Raw genomic sequence first — 16,721 nt, 5'->3', positions numbered from 1 at the left:
AGAACTGCAGATCGACAACGAATGCTGACGAGCATAGCGCCGGAAAAAGGGCTTTCCTTTAACAAAGCCTGACAAAGCAATGAATAAATGTTCACCCTGCGGTGTTCAAAGTGAAACATGACCCCTTGTGGAGCCTTGCCCATGACTATCCGTTCCGTTATGTTCGCCGCCCCGTTGCTGGTGGCCGCCGTTTTCGCGAGCCCCCTCGCCTTCGCCAACGGCGAGGAAGAGGCGCCGGTGCAGAAACCCAACTGCCCCAAAGGCCAGGTATTCGACACCAAAACGCAGAAGTGCGTCATGCAGACCAGCAGCCTCGTACCAGACGCCGACCGGACCGATTACGCCTACCGTCTGGCAAAGGCCGGCCGTTACGAAGAAGCCCTGGCCCTGCTCGATACGCTGGAACAACCGAACACCGCCAAGGCTCTCAACTATCGCGGTTACGCGACGCGCCAACTGGGGCGCACCGACGAAGGCATCGGTTATTACCTGCAATCGGTGAAGCTTGATCCGCAGTACGCGCAGGTCCGCGAATACCTGGGCGAGGCTTACGTCATCAAGGGCCGCGTCGATCTGGCGCAGGAGCAGTTGCAGCACATCCAGAAGATCTGCGGCACGACCTGCGAGGAATACCGGGACCTGGCCGAAGCCATCAACGATTCATCGAAAACCTGACACGACACGCGGAGGCGAACATTTTCAGCGATCAGGCCTTCAGAGCCGAACTCGGGCAACACCTGGCGCGCCTGTGGCGTTACGGCTTGCTGCTGTCGCGCAATCGGCACGTGGCCGAGGATCTGGTGCAAGCCACCTGCGTGCGGGCGCTGGAGCGTTCGGGCCAGTACGTGGCCGGCACGCGCATGGATCGCTGGCTGCTGAGCATCCTGCATTCGATCTGGCTCAACGAAGTGCGCGCCCGCCGGGTGCGCCAGGGCCAAGGCGTGACGGAAGCCGACAGGCAGCTGACCTTCGATGGCGAATACGCCGCGCAGACTCATGTGATGGCCGCGCAGGTGATCCGCCGCGTCGATGCGCTGCCGGAAACTCAGCGTGAAACGGTGTATCTCGCTTACGTTGAAGGCCTGTCCTACCGCGAAGTCGCCGAGATCCTGCAAGTGCCGATCGGCACAGTCATGAGCCGCCTGGCCACCGCGCGCCTGAAACTGGCCGAATACCCGCCGCTGCAAGCGGTACCGAACACCCCCGCAGGAGACCGGCAATGAATACGCCTTCCGACGAGCAACTGGTGGCGTATCTGGACGATGAGCTGGACCGCGAACAGCGCAGTCAACTCGACAGCCTCATTGCCGACGATCCGCTGCTGAGCCTGCGGGTGCAATGGCTGAGCCGCAGCAACCTGCCGTTCAAGGCCGCCTATGACGAACTGGCGCAACAGGCGCCGCTCGACCGTTTGCAGGCCCGGCTCGATGCGGCACCGTCACCGCAGAAACCCGGTTTCAGCCGACGCTGGTTCATCGGCGCGGCGGCAGCGGGCGTGGCACTCGCGGGTGTCGCGGCGGACCGCTTGTTCCTGGCCTGGCAAACGCAGCAATCGCACAACTGGCGCGAGCTGGTGGGCGATTACATGGCGCTGTATGTGCCGCAGACCCTCGAACATCTGCCCACCGATGAAGCCTCGCAACAGGCGCAGTTGCGAGCCGTCGATGCGCGGCTGGGTGTAAGCCTGTCGCCGGCGAAACTCAAACTGCCCGGCGGGCAGTTCAAACGTGCGCAATTGCTTGAGTATGACGGTGTGCCGATTGCGCAGATGACCTGGCTCGATGCCAAACATGGCCCGCTGGCGCTGTGCGTCACGCGCACCAACAGCGGCAGCCAGCCGCTGGCCCATGAACGCCGTCACGGGATGAACGTGGTGTACTGGACCGAACGCGAACACGCCTGGATGCTGATCGGCCATCATCCGGCTTCCGAGCTGGAAGACATGGCGAAAATGTTTAAGACCAGGCTGAACGTTTAAAGAATTTTGTCACTATGCTGCTCGGGTGATTTTCCAGGAAGGATGGATTTATGCCGATTTCGCCACGCACAGCCCTGCTGGTCATCGACGTACAGAACGACTTCATTCCCGGCGGCCAACTGGCCGTGCCTGAAGGCGACCTGATCGTCCCGCTGATCAACCGTCTCGCCGAACACTTCAAGCAAGTGGTCATTGCCCAGGACTGGCACCCGGCCGGCCACACTTCGTTTGCCTCCAGCCATCCCGGCCGTCAGCCCTATGATGTGATTCAACTGCCGTATGGCGAGCAGACTCTTTGGCCGGATCACTGCATTCAGGGTTCACACGGTGCCGAGTTTCATTCAGGACTTGATCTGCCCCACGCACAATTGATCATCCGCAAGGGTTGCAACCCGGACATCGACAGTTATTCGGCGTTTCTGGAAGCGGATCGCGTCACGACTACGGGTCTGGCCGGTTATCTGAAGGAACGCGGGATCGACACGGTGTATATGGTCGGTCTCGCGCTGGATTTCTGTGTGATGTTCTCCGCGCTGGATGCGCGGGCGGCTGGGTTCAATGCGTTTGTGGTGCTGGATGCGTGCCGGGCGATTGATTTGAATGGCTCGCTGGCGACGGCGATCGAGCGGATGCAGGTGGCCGGGGTTGGATTGATCCAGTCCACTGAACTGCTTTGACCGACGTGCTGATCGTTCCCACGCTCCGCGTGGGAATGCATACGGTGACGCTCTGCGTCACAAAGGACGCGGAGCGTCCTGGGCGGCATTCCCACGCAGAGCGTGGGAACGATCAGCGCTCTGGGTGGGAACTCAGCGATCATCAGGTCGGGGTTGGCAGCCAGAGCCTGAACCGCGCCCCACCCAACGGCGAACTTTCCACCGTCAACGTCCCGCCCTGCGCTTCCAGCGCCCGCCGGCTGATCGCCAGTCCCAGGCCAAACCCGCCAGTGGCCCGATCACGGCTGCGGTCCAGTCGATAGAACGGCTCGAAAATCCGCTCCCGCTCATCTTCCGGAATGCCGATCCCATCGTCATCCACCCAGATCTCACAGCCCTTCGGGCAGACCTGCACGCCGATCTGAATGCGTTTTTCGCAGTAGCGCATGGCGTTGCGCAGCAAGTTCTGAATCGCCCGGGCTGTCAGGCGTGGATCGAGGGTGAAGCGCTCCAGCTGATTGTGCAGCAGCACATCGATGACGATTTCCGGGGATTCCAGCTCTTCGTCGACGCTGCCCAGAATGCTGTCGATGAACTCGTCCAGCGACACTTCGACCTGCTCCGGCAACTTCGCCGGATTCTGCAAACGGCTGTAGGACAGCAACTCCAGCACCAGCTCATCGAGTTCGCGGATGTGCGCGACCAGCCCTTGCAGGCGTTCGCGGCTGGCCTGCGGCAAGTCATCGGACAGCGCCAGCGCCAGGCCGAAGTCAAGGCGGGTCAGTGGCGTGCGCAGTTCGTGGGACACGGCGTTGAGCAGGTCCCGCTGCTGGTTGAGCAGGTTTTCGATGTCGCCGGCCATGGTGTCGAACACGTTGGCCAGACTGCCGATGTTGGAGCTCGGGCCGATTTGCGTGCGCTCGCTCAAATGGCCCTTGCCGAACCGTTCGGCCGTGCCTTTGAGGCGTTCCAGATCGCGCCAGTGCGGACGAAACCAGAGCAACAGGCACGCCAGCAGACTCGCGCCGATCAGCACGTTGATGCTCCAGTACAACAGGTTCACGTCCATCGGATCCGGCGGCACCACCATCTGCACCGCCATTTCGTCGTTCAGCGGCGTGACCGCCAGCGTGCGCCAACCCCAGTCGCCCACCCGCACCATGTTCTCACCACGCCGCAGCCGCTCTTGCTCGATGGCGGTGAAGCCAGGGTCATCAATACGGGCGAGCACGATGTGCAGCGGCTGGAAATCCTTGTCCATCGACGCCGCGAGTGCCGGCCACTGGTCCTGCGGCACCGCGCGAAACTGCTTGGTGATCAGCGATTGCAGGCCACGGGAGTAGTCGAGGTTGTAGGTGACGAAACGCTGCTTGAACGCCATCACCACCAGATCCGGCACCAGATAAATCGCCGCACTGTAGGAGACGATCGTCACCAGATAGAGGCGAAACAGGATTCTGAACATCGAATCAGCATTCCCACTCGGAACGGCTGAACAGATAACCCTTGCCCCACACGGTCTTGATCTTGCGCGCCTCGCCGGCGTGGTCGTCGAACTTGCGCCGCAACTTGGAAATCGCCACGTCCACCGAACGGTCGGTGCCGTTGAACTCGATGCCGCGCAGGCGTTGCAGGATCTGGTCGCGACTCAGCACTTCACCGGCATGACGGGCCAACACCACCAGCAGGTTGTATTCGCCGCTGGACAGTTCCACCGGTTGCTCGCGCCAGGTCACCGTGCGTTCCGACAGGTCGATGCACAGGTTGCCCATCAGGATCCGGTCGTTGGCGGTCATCGGTTCGCCGAGGCTGCTGCGGCGCAGCAAGGTGCGCACCCGCGCCAGCAGGACGCGCGGCTCACAGGGTTTGGTGACGTAATCGTCGGCACCCATTTCCAGGCCCAGCACCTGATCGTGGCTGTCGTCGCGGGCGGTGAGCATCAGGATCGGCAGCGTTGCCGAGTCGGCGCGCAGCAGGCGACAGACCTGCAAGCCGTCGAGGCCCGGCAGCATCAGATCGAGGATTACCAGGTCCGGCGGACTCAGCCGCGCCCGTTCGCGCACATGGTCGCCACGGCCGATCACGCTGACGGAGTAACCGTTGCGCTCCAGATAGCTGGAAATCAGTTCGGCGAGGGCGGTGTCGTCTTCGACCAGAAGAATGTTGGGCATTGAGGTGTCCAGAACAGGCGGTGGCGACTGCTATGTCGCAAAAAATTTCAAGGCCTGAAGGATATACGCCCTCGCCCGTCCCTGAGCAAAACCCTTACACAATTTCACACAGCACCTACAAAGCTTCACCGCTACCCTCGGCGACTGTCCGTAGGATGCGCAGATCAATATTGGGGGTTGTACATGTCGAAAAATCTGCTGGCCGGGCTCGGCCTGATCGCATTGGCGCTGATGCTGAGCGCCTGTGATAAATCCTCGAACGCCGAGGAACAGGCGCCGCCGGCCACCGTGCGGATCGAAACCCTTGAGGCGCGCCCCCTGTCGATCAGCAGCGAACTCAGCGGGCGGATTGCCGCGCCGCGCATTGCCGAAGTCCGCGCCCGGGTCGCCGGCGTGGTACTGCAACGTACCTACCGCGAAGGCAGCGACGTTAAAAAAGGCGACGTGCTGTTCCGCATTGATCCGGCGCCGTTCAAGGCTGACCTGGACAGCGCCGAAGCCGCGCTGCGCAAGGCCGAGGCCAACGCGTTCCAGGCAAAACTGCAGGAGCAGCGCTACGCCCAGTTGATCGACGACAAGGCCATCAGCGCTCAGGACTACGACAACGCCCGCGCCAATGCCCGGCAGACGGCCGCCGACGTTGCCGCCAACAAGGCTGCTGTCGAGCGGGCGAAGCTGAATCTGGGCTACGCCACCGTCACCGCGCCGATTTCCGGGCGTGTCGGCCGAGCCCTGGTGACCGAAGGCGCGCTGGTCGGCCAGAACGAAACCACGCCCATGGCACTGATCCAGCAACTGAACCCGATCCACGCCGACCTGACCCAGTCGACCCGCGAATTGAATGAACTGCGCCGGGCCTTCCGTTCCGGCCAGTTGCAGCAGGTTGGCCAGGATCAGGTCAAGGCCACGCTGATCCAGGACGACGGTAGCCTCTATCCGTTGCCGGGCAAACTGCTGTTCAGCGACATCACCGTCGATCCGGGCACCGGTCAGATCATCCTGCGCAGCGAGTTTCCCAACCCGGATCTCGATCTGCTGCCCGGCAGCTACGTTCGCGTGCGCCTGGAACAAGGCGTGATCCAGCACGGTCTCACCGTGCCGCAACGCGCGGTACAGCGTGACAGCGCCGGTGTGGCGCAAGTCCTGACTGTCGACGATCAGATGCGTGTTGCCCAGCAGCCGGTGCAGCTTGGCGCTGTGCAGAACGACCGCTGGATCGTCACCGGTGGCCTGAAGGCCGGCGACCGAATTGTCATCGAAGGCCTGCAACATGCCCGTCCGGGCGAAGTGGTGCAGATCGACGACACCCCTCTTCCACTTGCCCAGACCTCTGGTCAGTAAGCAGGACGCTCTTCTATGCCGCAGTTCTTTATCGACCGCCCGGTGTTCGCCTGGGTCGTCGCGTTGTTCATCCTGTTGGCCGGTGCGCTGGCCATCCCGCAATTGCCGGTGGCGCAATACCCCGACGTGGCTCCGCCGCAGATTGAAATCTATGCCGTATACCCCGGCGCCTCGGCGCAGACCGTCGACGAAAGCGTGGTCAGCCTGATCGAAGAAGAACTCAACGGCGCCGATCACCTGCTGTATTTCGAATCGCAGAGCAGCCTGGGTAGCGCCACGATCAAAGCCACTTTCCAGCCGGGCACCAACCCGGAACTGGCGCAGGTCGATGTGCAAAACCGTCTGAAAGTGGTCGAGTCGCGCCTGCCGCAAGCGGTCAATCAACAAGGCTTGCAGGTGGAAAAAGTCTCCGCCGGTTTCCTGCTGCTGATCACCCTCACCTCCAGCGACGGCAAACTCGACGACGTAGCGCTCAGCGATTACCTGGCGCGCAACGTGATGAACGAGATCAAGCGCATCGACGGCGTCGGCAAGGCCCAGTTGTACGGCGCCGAGCGGGCGATGCGGATCTGGGTCGATCCGCAGAAGCTGATCGGTTTCAACCTGACGCCGGCCGACGTCAACGCCGCCATCGTTGCGCAGAACGCTCAGGTTTCGGCCGGCAGCATCGGCGATCTGCCAAACCCGAGCACTCAGGAAATCACCGCGACGATTCTGGTCAAGGGTCAACTGTCGACGCCGGAAGAGTTTGCCGACATCGTGCTCAAGGCCAATCCGGACGGCTCCACCGTGCGCATCAAGGATGTGGCGCGGGTCGAAATCGGCAGCCAGGAATACCAGTTCGGCACCCGTCTGAACGGTAAACCTTCCACCGCCGTCGGCGTGCAACTGTCGCCGGGCGCCAACGCCCTCAGCACCGCGACCTTGATCCGGGCGAAGATGGATGAACTGTCGCGCTACTTCCCGGCGGGCGTGGAATACAAGATTCCTTACGACACGTCGCCATTCGTGAAGGTCTCGATCACCAAAGTGGTCTACACCCTCGGCGAGGCCATGCTGCTGGTATTTGCGGTGATGTTCCTGTTCCTGCAGAACATCCGCTACACCCTGATCCCGACGCTGGTGGTGCCCGTGGCACTGATGGGCACCTTCGCGACCATGCTTGCGCTGGGTTTCTCGATCAACGTGCTGACCATGTTCGGCATGGTGCTGGCCATCGGTATTCTGGTGGACGACGCCATCGTGGTGGTGGAGAACGTCGAACGGATCATGGCCACCGAAGGCCTGTCGCCGAAAGAAGCAACGCGCAAGGCGATGAGCCAGATCACCGGCGCGATCATCGGCATCACGCTGGTGCTGGTGGCGGTGTTCATTCCGATGGCGTTCATGCAAGGTTCGGTGGGCGTCATCTATCGCCAGTTCTCGTTGTCGATGGCCACCTCGATCCTGTTCTCGGCATTCCTCGCCCTGACCTTGACCCCGGCACTGTGCGCCACCTTGCTCAAGCCGATTGCCAAGGGCGAACACCACGAAAAAACCGGGTTCTTCGGCTGGTTCAACCGCCGTTTCGAGCAACTGACCGATCGCTATCAGGCCTGGGTTGGCTATGCGCTGAAACGCACCGGTCGTTATCTGCTGATCTATGGTGTGCTGCTGGTGGGTCTGGGCCTGTGCTTCGCGCGCCTGCCCTCCTCGTTCCTGCCGGTCGAGGATCAGGGTTACACCATCACCGACATTCAACTGCCACCCGGTGCGAGCAAGAACCGCACGGTGCAGGTGGTTGAGCAGATCGAAGCGCACAACGCCGGCGAACCGGGCGTGGGCGACAGCACTGTGATTCTCGGTTTCAGCTTCTCCGGCAGCGGGCAGAACGCCGCGCTGGCGTTCACCACGCTCAAGGACTGGTCGCAACGCGGCAGCGACGACTCGGCCAGTTCGATTGCCGACCGTGCCAACATCGCCCTCAGCCAGATCAAGGACGCCGTGGCCTTCGCCGTGCTGCCGCCGCCGGTGGATGGTCTCGGCACTTCCAGCGGTTTCGAGTTCCGCCTGCAGGATCGCGGTGGCCTGGGTTATGCGACTTTGATGGAGGCGCGCACCCAGTTGCTGGAAGCCGCCGAGAAAAGCCCGATCCTGATGAACGTGCGTGAAAGCGCACTGGCCGAAGCGCCACAAGTGCAACTGGAAGTGGACCGTAAACAGGCCAACGCGCTGGGCATTTCCTTCGCCGATGTCGGCAACGTGCTGTCCACCGCCATCGGCTCCTCGTACGTCAATGACTTCCCCAATCAGGGGCGGATGCAACGGGTTGTCGTGCAGGCTGAAGGCGATCGCCGTAGTCAGGTCGATGACCTGCTGAAGATGCACGTGCGCAACGACGCCGGGAAAATGGTGCCGCTGTCGGCGTTCGTCCGAGCCACATGGACCCAGGGCCCGGCACAACTGACCCGCTACAACGGCTACCCGGCAATCTCGATTTCCGGTGAGCCGAAACCTGGTCACAGCACCGGCGAAGCCATGGCGGAAATCGAACGTCTGGTGGCCCAGGGGCCGAAAGGTCTGGGTCAGGAATGGACTGGTCTGTCGTTGCAGGAGCGTTTGTCCGGCAGTCAGGCACCGATTCTGCTCGGGCTGTCGCTGCTGATCGTGTTCCTGTGTCTGGCGGCGTTGTACGAGAGCTGGTCGATTCCGACTTCCGTGCTACTCGTCGTACCGCTCGGTGTTCTCGGCGCGGTCCTGGCGGTGACCTTGCGCGGAATGCCCAACGACGTCTTCTTCAAGGTCGGCCTGATCACCATCATCGGCCTGTCGGCGAAGAACGCGATCCTGATCATCGAGTTTGCCAAGAGCCTGTATGACGAAGGTCATGACCTGATTGACGCCACGCTGCAAGCCGCGCGTCTGCGCTTGCGGCCGATTGTCATGACCTCGCTGGCGTTCATTCTGGGCGTGGTACCGCTGGCGATTGCCACGGGCGCAAGTTCGGCAAGTCAGCAGGCGATTGGCACCGGGGTGATTGGCGGGATGATTACCGCAACATTGGCGGTGATTTTCGTGCCGGTGTTTTTCGTGGTCGTGATCAAGCTTGTGCGCCGGTTCACCAAGCCTGATTGATAGAGCGCTCCCGGCGCGGTGGCCAGAGGTCGCCGCGCTGGGCTAAGGTGTCTGAACCGCCCTGGCCCATCGAGTCCCCATGCGCTTCCTCGCCCGCACCCACCCTCGCCTCTCCGCCGCCGCGTTATTCGGTCTTGCCGTCGGCCTGCTGATCCCTGCCGACTCGGTCATCAGCAAAATCCTTATCGGCTGGAACGCCGGCGTCTGGACCTATCTGCTCCTGATGTTCTGGCTGACAGCTCGCGCGAAAGCACCGGACGTCAGACGCATCGCCGAAGTCGAGGATGAAAATGCCGGGCTGGTGTTGTTCGTTGTGTGCATCGCGGCTCTGGCCAGCCTCGCCACCATCACCTTCGAACTGGCCGGCAGCAAGGACCTGGAAACCACTCGCAAACTCCTGCACTACGGATTCACCGCGCTGACGGTGATCGGTTCATGGTTGCTGATCGGGGTTATCTTCAGCGTCCACTACGCCCGGCTGTTTTACACCTGGGACGGCAAGGAGCCGGCGCTGCGCTTTGCCGAAGGCCTGACCACGCCCAACTATTGGGACTTTCTGTACTTCTCGTTCACCATCAGCGTTGCCGTGCAGACGGCGGATGTTGGCGTGGCCACGCGAGAGATACGCAAGATCGTGTTGGCGCAGTCGTTGATCGGGTTTGTATTCAATACGGCGATTCTGGGGTTTTCGATCAATATTGCGGCGGGGTTGTTTGGTTGACAAATTTTCCACGCTCAATCCACATGTGTATCTGGTGCAACTGCGCCTGGCCACGGCAAGGCGGACTCGACATGGGCCGGGGCACTGACCAGCGAACGCTCTTGTATAAAATCGGGGCACTTACCTTTTCTCTAAACCATTCAAAGAACGGAAAACAAGCACACTTTAACTTATCTGTAAACTGTCAACTCTGACAGTTTACAGCGGCGATATGATGAGTTCTGATAACTTATCCATAAACAGGACCCCGATCAGGTCTTTGGATACCTCACCCAGGCATAGAGGATTTTATTATGAGAACAAGTACTCAACTAAAACCCGTCGCACCGTATTTTATCGGCAACATTGACAAGACACCCTTTGAAGCAAACCAAAGGGAGGTAAAGGACGCTAACCTTCCACCTCCATTTGATAATCACCTTATTTTTTCGGCCACTCAGCGCGAAGCCGATTTAAGCTATAGAGAAATCCGGATAATTTTACCGAAAACGCTTGAATACAAGACTTATTCGTTGACTGACTCTGAAACCCCGATTCGCTTTGAATATATCAATGATACTAACGCCGACATCAATGTTTACATAGGGATTGAAGGCACTATCACGCTTTTCGAATCCAGTGAGACCAATGCCGTGGCTGCTCAATTCGAGGTCAAAGTCGAGGATGACAACCACGATACACAATTAGAGACTGATGGTGAATTTGACATGTTGCTTCCATGACTTTTTACATGACAAAAAAACATCCCGACATTAGTCGGGATTTTTTTCGTCAACCAAAAGCGGTGATTAAAAGTTGTAGCTTACGCCTACACTGTAGTTCCAGTTCTGTTCAATGGTATTACCTTTACTTCCTCCCGCCTCGCCATAGACCTGCCAGTTTTTCTGGGCGGGCACCCAGTTCACCCCCACTGTATATTCAAGGCTGGTACTGGAAGGGTCACTGTTAAAGTCATCATTATTGACCTTTACATCGTTACTTTTTACAAATTCGTGCCCCATCGCCAAGCGTACCCTTGGTTGCAGCTTGCTGGCGTTGTCCAGAGTGATCTCACGGCCGATGGTCATCCCCACTTTACCCAACAGCGAGTGCGCCGCACCGGCATCAACTTCCAGACCATTGTCCAACCGGTATTGCTTTGCCTGGACCGCGCCAAGGCCTACCTGAGCAAAGGGTTCAATAAAGTCACCGTTATCAAACCGAATGAGCTTGCCCACTTCCACTGTTGCACTTAAACCCAGATTTTTATAGTTGCCTTTGCTGCGAGTGCCGTCACTCATTGTGACGTTGGCCTGGTTATCAAACTGGTTGACCTTGCCCACCACGTCCACATACATGCCGCTCGCTACATCAAGCAACGTGCCATAGACACCCGCATTGAGGCTGTCGACTGTCGCCGTGGAACCATTTTTGAGGTCTATATCAGTGCGCCCCGACCCTACAAACGCCCCGACAAGCCATTGCTGACCGCCCAGTTGCGCTTGAGTATCGGCACCCAGCGAGAAGCCACGCTGGTTCTGGGTGAAACCTCCACCATAAGCGTTGGAAACGTTGTACTGGCTGCCATAAGTGCGCATCCACACACTATTGCTCAACTTTTTCATCGAGGTATCGCTTCTTGCCAAAGGCGATGTATCTCCACTACTACTGCTCAGACGACGATCGCCCAGACGGCTATTGAGCGAGGTCATCTCTCCATACAGGATGCTTCGTGTACTGCCGGCAATCGCCAATACCGTATTCGTCGAGGTACTGACAGTCTGATTGGGTTTAAGGAACAGCCCTTCACCCTCCCTCAACAATCCATAAGTGCGTGAGCCTGCATCGACCAGCCCATTACCATTCAACGCGAAGCTCGCATCGCCACCTGCAACGTTGCCGATTTTCACCAAATCGGGAGTCGTCGGATTGGTGCCACTCGCTGTCACCTGAAGTTTATGCTCACCGCTGGCACCTTTTGTAACATTCAGGAAATCGGTACGCTCGGTATTCAGGTCGGCGTGCATGACGAAGGTGCCCTTGCCCGACACATTCTCCACATCCAGTTGGTGGAAAGAGCCTGTATCCCCCAGGCGAACAATACCGTCTTCCAGCTCCAGACTTTGCACCGAGCTGTTGCCCGTGGTAACCCATTGGCCGGCATTTCTGATTTGGATATTCGCTGAATTTTCAATTTGGCCAGTCAGCGTTGCGCCATTATCCAGCGCGACCGTGCCAGCGGTATCGGTGACAACATCGCCTGTCATGCTGCCACCATGATTCAGTGACAGACTGATGACGTTGTTCACGTTCCCATTGAGTGCAGCACCATTATCGATCGTGACCGCAGCGCCACTACCGGCTTGGGCAAGTACATCTCCGGTCATGGTGCTTCGAGTATCGAGCGTGACCTGAGCGACATTTTGCAGATTACCGGCCAGTGATGCGCCATTTTGAAAACGGGTCCGAGCGGCGCTGCCGGAGTCGACCACTACATCCCCCACGAGCGCACTGTTATCAACGGTGAGCCCGACGGTTGCCCCGTTTTTTACTTCAAGCACATTGCCGTTGCCCGCCACCAATGTGGAATCATTGAGCACATGAATATCGGCCTTTGCACCTTGCAAATTCAACAAGTCGGTAGAGATCGCGGGGCCCGTTCGACCTTCAATCCGCGAATCATCAAGCACTACCGTTGACGTTTCCCCGCGACTGGGTTCGCTCCCAATGTGCAGACCGACGTCGCCACCGCTGATGAAGCTATTTTTCGCCGAGAGTGAGCCATTCAGGAGTCTGACCCCGTCCGACGTCGTGCCAGTTGCGCTGATGGTGCTTTCAATCAACTCGAGTACGCCAAGACCGTTGACCTGCGCCCCCACACTCGAAGCCGTCACGGTGCTGTCAACCAACTTTACGCTGGAGCCGGATTGATCCTGAATATTGCGTGTCAACATCAACCCCACAGCGTTACTCGTTATAGTGCTGTTCGTGATCTCCGCGCTGCTGCTGGCAAGGTTGATCGCTGCGCCAGTACCCGATGTGTTTGCAACCGTCCCCCCAATCATGTTCATGACCGACAATCGCTCAAGAGCAATCTGTTTGTTACTTCCCCCATTGACTTCCAGCTTCGCTCCAACCGCCCCAATATTATCTGTATCCGCACCGTTGGAAATCAGCTCGGAGCCTGGGTTCAGTGTCCAGGATTCAATCGGGTCGGTGCTATCAATCGTCTCACTTTGTCCAGGATTTAATACACCGGCGTGAGAAACCGAGACAGATAGCATCAGCAGCGCAAAGGAAGGAATTGCCCGGCTATTGCCAAAAATATCGAATTTGAAAGGTGGCGTGGTACGCATGCGAGTAGCCCTTAGTAATATCCTGTGCCAAAGCAGAAGTAGTTCGAATCCGGCGCCGGATAACAAATATGGAAAGCGCGCCGAAGACTACAGATGTAACCGCTACGTCTCTGTAGGACTAATCCTAAAGTGTCGACAGATAAGTCTTCAGAACACTCATCTCTGGTGGTTTTCGTCGCAAGAGCTCGTATGTAAAATCACACCCAATCAACATGAACCTCGTTCGCCATGTTGATTGGGTGTCCAGCCACTAATTAACCGTCACTGCCCGCCCCCAAGTCTTCACAGTATTCGAGACTACTATTACGTACTCTGACCGGATGCATTTCCTTGGGTGACTCAAACGTTGTTTCACCCAGTTTTATCTCGTACCAAATTTGCGCGTAATAAAAGGTGACCGGATTCGTTGCTGGCGTCTCCAGTTGAATCGTCTTGAACAGCTCGTAGTCCATATCGAAGACGAGATCGCCCCCTCCTGCCGGCATATTTTTTGTTTCCTTGAACGTTGCGCCGGTGATCGGCGTTACCGGAACTTTCTCTTTCCAACCCTCCATCCTCATAGTGACAGGCCTGTTTGGTGGTAGATCGCGATGACCGCCCGGCGCCGACACTTTAAGTGGAGGTACGATAGTATTTCCTTCGTCTACAGTTCGAGGCACCATCGTTTTGCAGGTAATATACCGCTCACCACCCAGCTCAATGAATGGACCTTTATGCGGATCCAAGTCGATTTCAAATGTTTCGACCAGCACGTCAGTTCTGGGCAACTGCCGCATAATATTGGGATTGCCAGGGTATTCAATGGTGTAGTGAGCCTTGATGTTTCCTGGCTCGACAGGTGAAATCTCCGAGTAATCAACATCTATAAAGACAGCGGTATCAGTATTTTTCATTAGTATCGATCCTACTGGCTTGTCGTCCCAGTAGTACGTGATTAACGCATCCCTCAGTAGATCCGGCAGACCTGTCCACCTGGTAGCGGTGAAGCGTACAGGATGATTAATATCCTCCGTGGTCAGATGGTTCTTGTTGCCAGCACCCTCGCGCCCATTAACTACGACCGGAAGCAGATTATCGTTGTCCAGTTCGGGTAACGTATCAGGAGGTATTCCCGGGAACACAAAGTAGACGAATATCGACGTTGGCGGCTCATCTATTGGAGTGTTCGCTCCACGTTTCAACGAGTAAGAAATTTCTACAGTCTTCTCATCTGTAGCGCCTTTCGTCACTTCGTCCAGAATATCGTAGGTAAGTTCCATTTTGAACGGACCGGGGCTCGCGCCTAACTCTTCGCTCCCCAGCACTACCTCTTTGTCGCCCTTGACTTTTACGGTGATAAGGTCTTTCGGATCGCCGTTTTCCGGATAATCGATCTCGGCAAAGATTTTTGTGCCGACAGGCAAAAAAGTACCGAGACTGATCGCTTCCGTATGGCTAGGGCCCGCCGCTGGTACCCTGAGTTGCTTGAGCAGTGGGGGCGGCAAAAATGCGATCGGCAGCAAGGGGATGCCTGAGATAACAGAGTCCTGCGATTTGTTCCTCGGTGCGTCATGCCACATATAGCGATGGTATAAGCTTCCGTTTGGAAGTTTCCTCAGCTCATCGAGACTGATCGTGAACTCTCCCAGCAGAGGATCCGACGAGGGTTTGACCACACCTCGGTAAATGGCGGGCATGGTTGTGGTCGTGCCCGATCTGTTATCGACACAAAAGGTAACTTCGTCATTGTCCACACGGTTGGCGTAGTCTATTGCAACGTTAACCACCAGTCCCCTAGGATTTTTGTCGGCCCACTCTTCGTCAATCCTCTCCCCTCCAGCCACATCCAGATTGGCAAATGTCGCGAAAGGCGGTGCGCTTCTGCTGAAGGGTTTTTTTACATAATAGGGAGCATTCTTGTCGACAAAGAACTCAACCGGGGTCGAGCTATCTTCAATGTTAAGCCCATCGATGATATGGAAGCGGGCGTAATACGGCGTTGGCCCAGGAATGTCCGGGTCATCCGGAATCAGGCTATTGGGTACCGGGATATCCACCGGAAAGAAGCCTGCAAAGTCCTCTGGTATATCTATCTTTCCAAGTTCTTTTTCAGGTTGCCCAACCCTATTCCCTTTTACCATTGCTATACCGCCACCAAACAGTCCATCTTTGAGTTCCATTAACCTCATTCGGATAGCGGGTTTATTCAACTCTTCCAACAGGATTCTGCCATCGCCTTCAATCTGACCGACGATTGTCGGCGGGTCAGCAAATGGCCCAGTTCGCGTTGATTTACGAGGCCCGCCATTCTCCGCATTTTCTTTAGCAGTCATTTTAATATTCTCCTCTGTGCATTAAGCCAAATGGCCTGATCTGCTCCATCAGTCTGACAGCTACACAACAACTTCCTGATGAAAAGCAACGTTAAAAGCAGATTGAATCAACAATCATAAACTCGCCCCTTAAGTTATTACCCTTTGTTATTCGAAACACACACCTGCGCCAAAACCTTGCGCCTGCGCGGCCACCCTGAAAATCACTTGGCGAGAGCCGTCATGAATAACAGTACGTACTACCAGAAAGAATTCTATCTATCTTTGCCACGGCAAGACGAGATTTTCCAATCACCCTGCCGGCCCTGGTAATGGTATAGATCGCAACAAGCGAGTCTTCATCAATTAATGGCTTTATGCAGGGAGCAAAAGAAACAGATTGAGAAAATCCGTTTTCAATCTCTTGATCATTCAAAAACCTAGTCAGCGTTTCTGCCGACTCCGGAACGATGTGTTCTCCATTTTCCCCGGGGGATCCGTTAAGTGTTCGATAACCCTGTAATTTGAGGGAAAATTGATCACCGGGACGAGCCCATGGCTGCTTCGGAATATCTATAACGATGCCTGATGTCAATGCAGGATCGGTTTCACAATTGTAGTACCCGTACTTCGTCAGATTGGTAAAAATGGCTTCCGCAAGTATCTTTTCAGGCTCTTGAGTATGATCGATGATCAGTGGTTTGCGGGGTGATGGATCCGGCATACCGAAGGCAGTTATGATGTAATAAAGCAGTGCAGTACCGTTAACTGCCATCCGTGATGGAGGGATTGTTACTTCGATCTCCGGCGGAACGATCCCCGTCGGGAATCGCCGCTCAAACAGGAGTTCCTCATTTCCGTCCTGAAGCCAAAACACTTCAAGATGATCATCAAATGACGTTTCTTCCCAGCGTTGAATTCGGGCTGTGGTGCCGCTAATCAGAAGCGGCAAGGGAATAAATCCATCAGGTTCTGTAACACCATCCACGGTGATCTCAGCCGCCAATGGTGCTTCCGTTTGGGACGCAAGTTTTTCTTCACTCGATTGAGTACTCAAAGACATCTGGAATTCCTCCACACGTTTGAAGTTCTTCGTCCCTCGTTAACGATTAGG

At 57.1% G+C, this 16,721-nt stretch carries 13 protein-coding genes; 8 read left to right on the top strand and 5 right to left on the bottom strand.

Translation table 11 applies throughout. The features are described 5' to 3' along the window. Positions 1-141: 141 nt before the first annotated feature. From CAF80_RS06095 to pncA, 4 genes are all read left to right on the top strand, one after another. On the top strand, positions 142-675 hold the full coding sequence (locus CAF80_RS06095; RefSeq protein ID WP_085666984.1) for a tetratricopeptide repeat protein: 534 nt from the start codon (positions 142-144) through the stop codon (positions 673-675). Positions 676-737: 62 nt separating this feature from the next. Beyond that, on the top strand, positions 738-1,223 hold the full coding sequence (locus CAF80_RS06090; RefSeq protein ID WP_103385203.1) for a sigma-70 family RNA polymerase sigma factor: 486 nt from the start codon (positions 738-740) through the stop codon (positions 1,221-1,223). Beyond that, the gene (locus tag CAF80_RS06085) at positions 1,220-1,978 is read left to right on the top strand and encodes an anti-sigma factor (protein WP_039768675.1); all 759 of its coding nucleotides are present in this window, start codon (positions 1,220-1,222) and stop codon (positions 1,976-1,978) included. Before CAF80_RS06090 ends, CAF80_RS06085 begins: the two co-directional genes overlap by 4 nt. A gap of 50 nt (positions 1,979-2,028) precedes the next feature. Next, positions 2,029-2,655 (top strand): bifunctional nicotinamidase/pyrazinamidase, encoded by a 627-nt coding sequence (gene pncA, locus CAF80_RS06080; RefSeq protein WP_039768677.1) that lies wholly within the window; start codon positions 2,029-2,031, stop codon positions 2,653-2,655. A gap of 142 nt (positions 2,656-2,797) precedes the next feature. Here pncA and CAF80_RS06075 read toward each other — a convergent pair whose 3' ends face one another. Beyond that, entirely contained in the window at positions 2,798-4,099 is a 1,302-nt protein-coding gene (locus CAF80_RS06075; protein WP_039768679.1) for an ATP-binding protein, read from the bottom strand. A gap of 4 nt (positions 4,100-4,103) precedes the next feature. Further along, positions 4,104-4,805, bottom strand: a complete 702-nt coding sequence (locus CAF80_RS06070) for a response regulator transcription factor (RefSeq protein WP_039768681.1) — start codon at positions 4,803-4,805, stop codon at positions 4,104-4,106. A 183-nt stretch (positions 4,806-4,988) separates the two neighbouring features. Between CAF80_RS06070 and CAF80_RS06065 the strand changes: the two genes are divergently transcribed. From CAF80_RS06065 to CAF80_RS06050, 4 genes are all read left to right on the top strand, one after another. Beyond that, positions 4,989-6,146: an efflux RND transporter periplasmic adaptor subunit gene (locus CAF80_RS06065; RefSeq protein WP_039768683.1), complete on the top strand. Its 1,158-nt coding sequence runs from the start codon at positions 4,989-4,991 to the stop codon at positions 6,144-6,146. A gap of 15 nt (positions 6,147-6,161) precedes the next feature. Further along, positions 6,162-9,260, top strand: a complete 3,099-nt coding sequence (locus CAF80_RS06060) for an efflux RND transporter permease subunit (protein ID WP_085666983.1) — start codon at positions 6,162-6,164, stop codon at positions 9,258-9,260. A gap of 79 nt (positions 9,261-9,339) precedes the next feature. Beyond that, the gene (locus CAF80_RS06055) at positions 9,340-9,981 is read left to right on the top strand and encodes a DUF1345 domain-containing protein (protein WP_039768687.1); all 642 of its coding nucleotides are present in this window, start codon (positions 9,340-9,342) and stop codon (positions 9,979-9,981) included. Positions 9,982-10,274: 293 nt separating this feature from the next. Continuing rightward, a complete protein-coding gene (locus tag CAF80_RS06050; protein ID WP_074690491.1) occupies positions 10,275-10,703 on the top strand; it encodes a hypothetical protein in 429 nt (142 codons plus the stop codon). 66 nt (positions 10,704-10,769) lie between these two features. Here the strand turns inward: CAF80_RS06050 and CAF80_RS06045 are convergent, their stop codons facing one another. The 3 genes from CAF80_RS06045 to CAF80_RS06035 all read right to left on the bottom strand — a co-directional run bounded on the left by CAF80_RS06045 (position 10,770) and on the right by CAF80_RS06035 (position 16,670). Continuing rightward, a complete protein-coding gene (locus CAF80_RS06045) occupies positions 10,770-13,316 on the bottom strand; it encodes an autotransporter outer membrane beta-barrel domain-containing protein (RefSeq protein WP_074690490.1) in 2,547 nt (848 codons plus the stop codon). A 254-nt stretch (positions 13,317-13,570) separates the two neighbouring features. Next, positions 13,571-15,628, bottom strand: coding sequence for a hypothetical protein (locus CAF80_RS06040; RefSeq protein WP_085666982.1), 2,058 nt, complete (start codon positions 15,626-15,628; stop codon positions 13,571-13,573). A gap of 220 nt (positions 15,629-15,848) precedes the next feature. Beyond that, on the bottom strand, positions 15,849-16,670 hold the full coding sequence (locus CAF80_RS06035) for a hypothetical protein (protein ID WP_074690488.1): 822 nt from the start codon (positions 16,668-16,670) through the stop codon (positions 15,849-15,851). Positions 16,671-16,721: the final 51 nt, after the last annotated feature.

Origin of the sequence: Pseudomonas sp. B34(2017) (assembly GCF_002112915.1) — a bacterium.
In the GTDB taxonomy this organism is placed as follows: Bacteria; Pseudomonadota; Gammaproteobacteria; order Pseudomonadales; family Pseudomonadaceae; genus Aquipseudomonas; species Aquipseudomonas pharyngis.
This window is presented reverse-complemented; position numbering and strand designations above follow the sequence as displayed.

What these genes read in the sequence shown, in the direction of transcription:
- CAF80_RS06095 (WP_085666984.1), top strand. Translation starts at nt 142, where the DNA reads ATGACTATCCGTTCCGTTATGTTCGCCGCCCCGTTGCTGGTGGCCGCC.
- CAF80_RS06085 (WP_039768675.1), top strand. Translation starts at nt 1,220, where the DNA reads ATGAATACGCCTTCCGACGAGCAACTGGTGGCGTATCTGGACGATGAG.
- pncA (WP_039768677.1), top strand. Translation starts at nt 2,029, where the DNA reads ATGCCGATTTCGCCACGCACAGCCCTGCTGGTCATCGACGTACAGAAC.
- CAF80_RS06075 (WP_039768679.1), bottom strand. Translation starts at nt 4,099, where the DNA reads ATGTTCAGAATCCTGTTTCGCCTCTATCTGGTGACGATCGTCTCCTAC.
- CAF80_RS06070 (WP_039768681.1), bottom strand. Translation starts at nt 4,805, where the DNA reads ATGCCCAACATTCTTCTGGTCGAAGACGACACCGCCCTCGCCGAACTG.
- CAF80_RS06065 (WP_039768683.1), top strand. Translation starts at nt 4,989, where the DNA reads ATGTCGAAAAATCTGCTGGCCGGGCTCGGCCTGATCGCATTGGCGCTG.
- CAF80_RS06060 (WP_085666983.1), top strand. Translation starts at nt 6,162, where the DNA reads ATGCCGCAGTTCTTTATCGACCGCCCGGTGTTCGCCTGGGTCGTCGCG.
- CAF80_RS06055 (WP_039768687.1), top strand. Translation starts at nt 9,340, where the DNA reads ATGCGCTTCCTCGCCCGCACCCACCCTCGCCTCTCCGCCGCCGCGTTA.
- CAF80_RS06050 (WP_074690491.1), top strand. Translation starts at nt 10,275, where the DNA reads ATGAGAACAAGTACTCAACTAAAACCCGTCGCACCGTATTTTATCGGC.
- CAF80_RS06045 (WP_074690490.1), bottom strand. Translation starts at nt 13,316, where the DNA reads ATGCGTACCACGCCACCTTTCAAATTCGATATTTTTGGCAATAGCCGG.
- CAF80_RS06040 (WP_085666982.1), bottom strand. Translation starts at nt 15,628, where the DNA reads ATGACTGCTAAAGAAAATGCGGAGAATGGCGGGCCTCGTAAATCAACG.
- CAF80_RS06035 (WP_074690488.1), bottom strand. Translation starts at nt 16,670, where the DNA reads ATGTCTTTGAGTACTCAATCGAGTGAAGAAAAACTTGCGTCCCAAACG.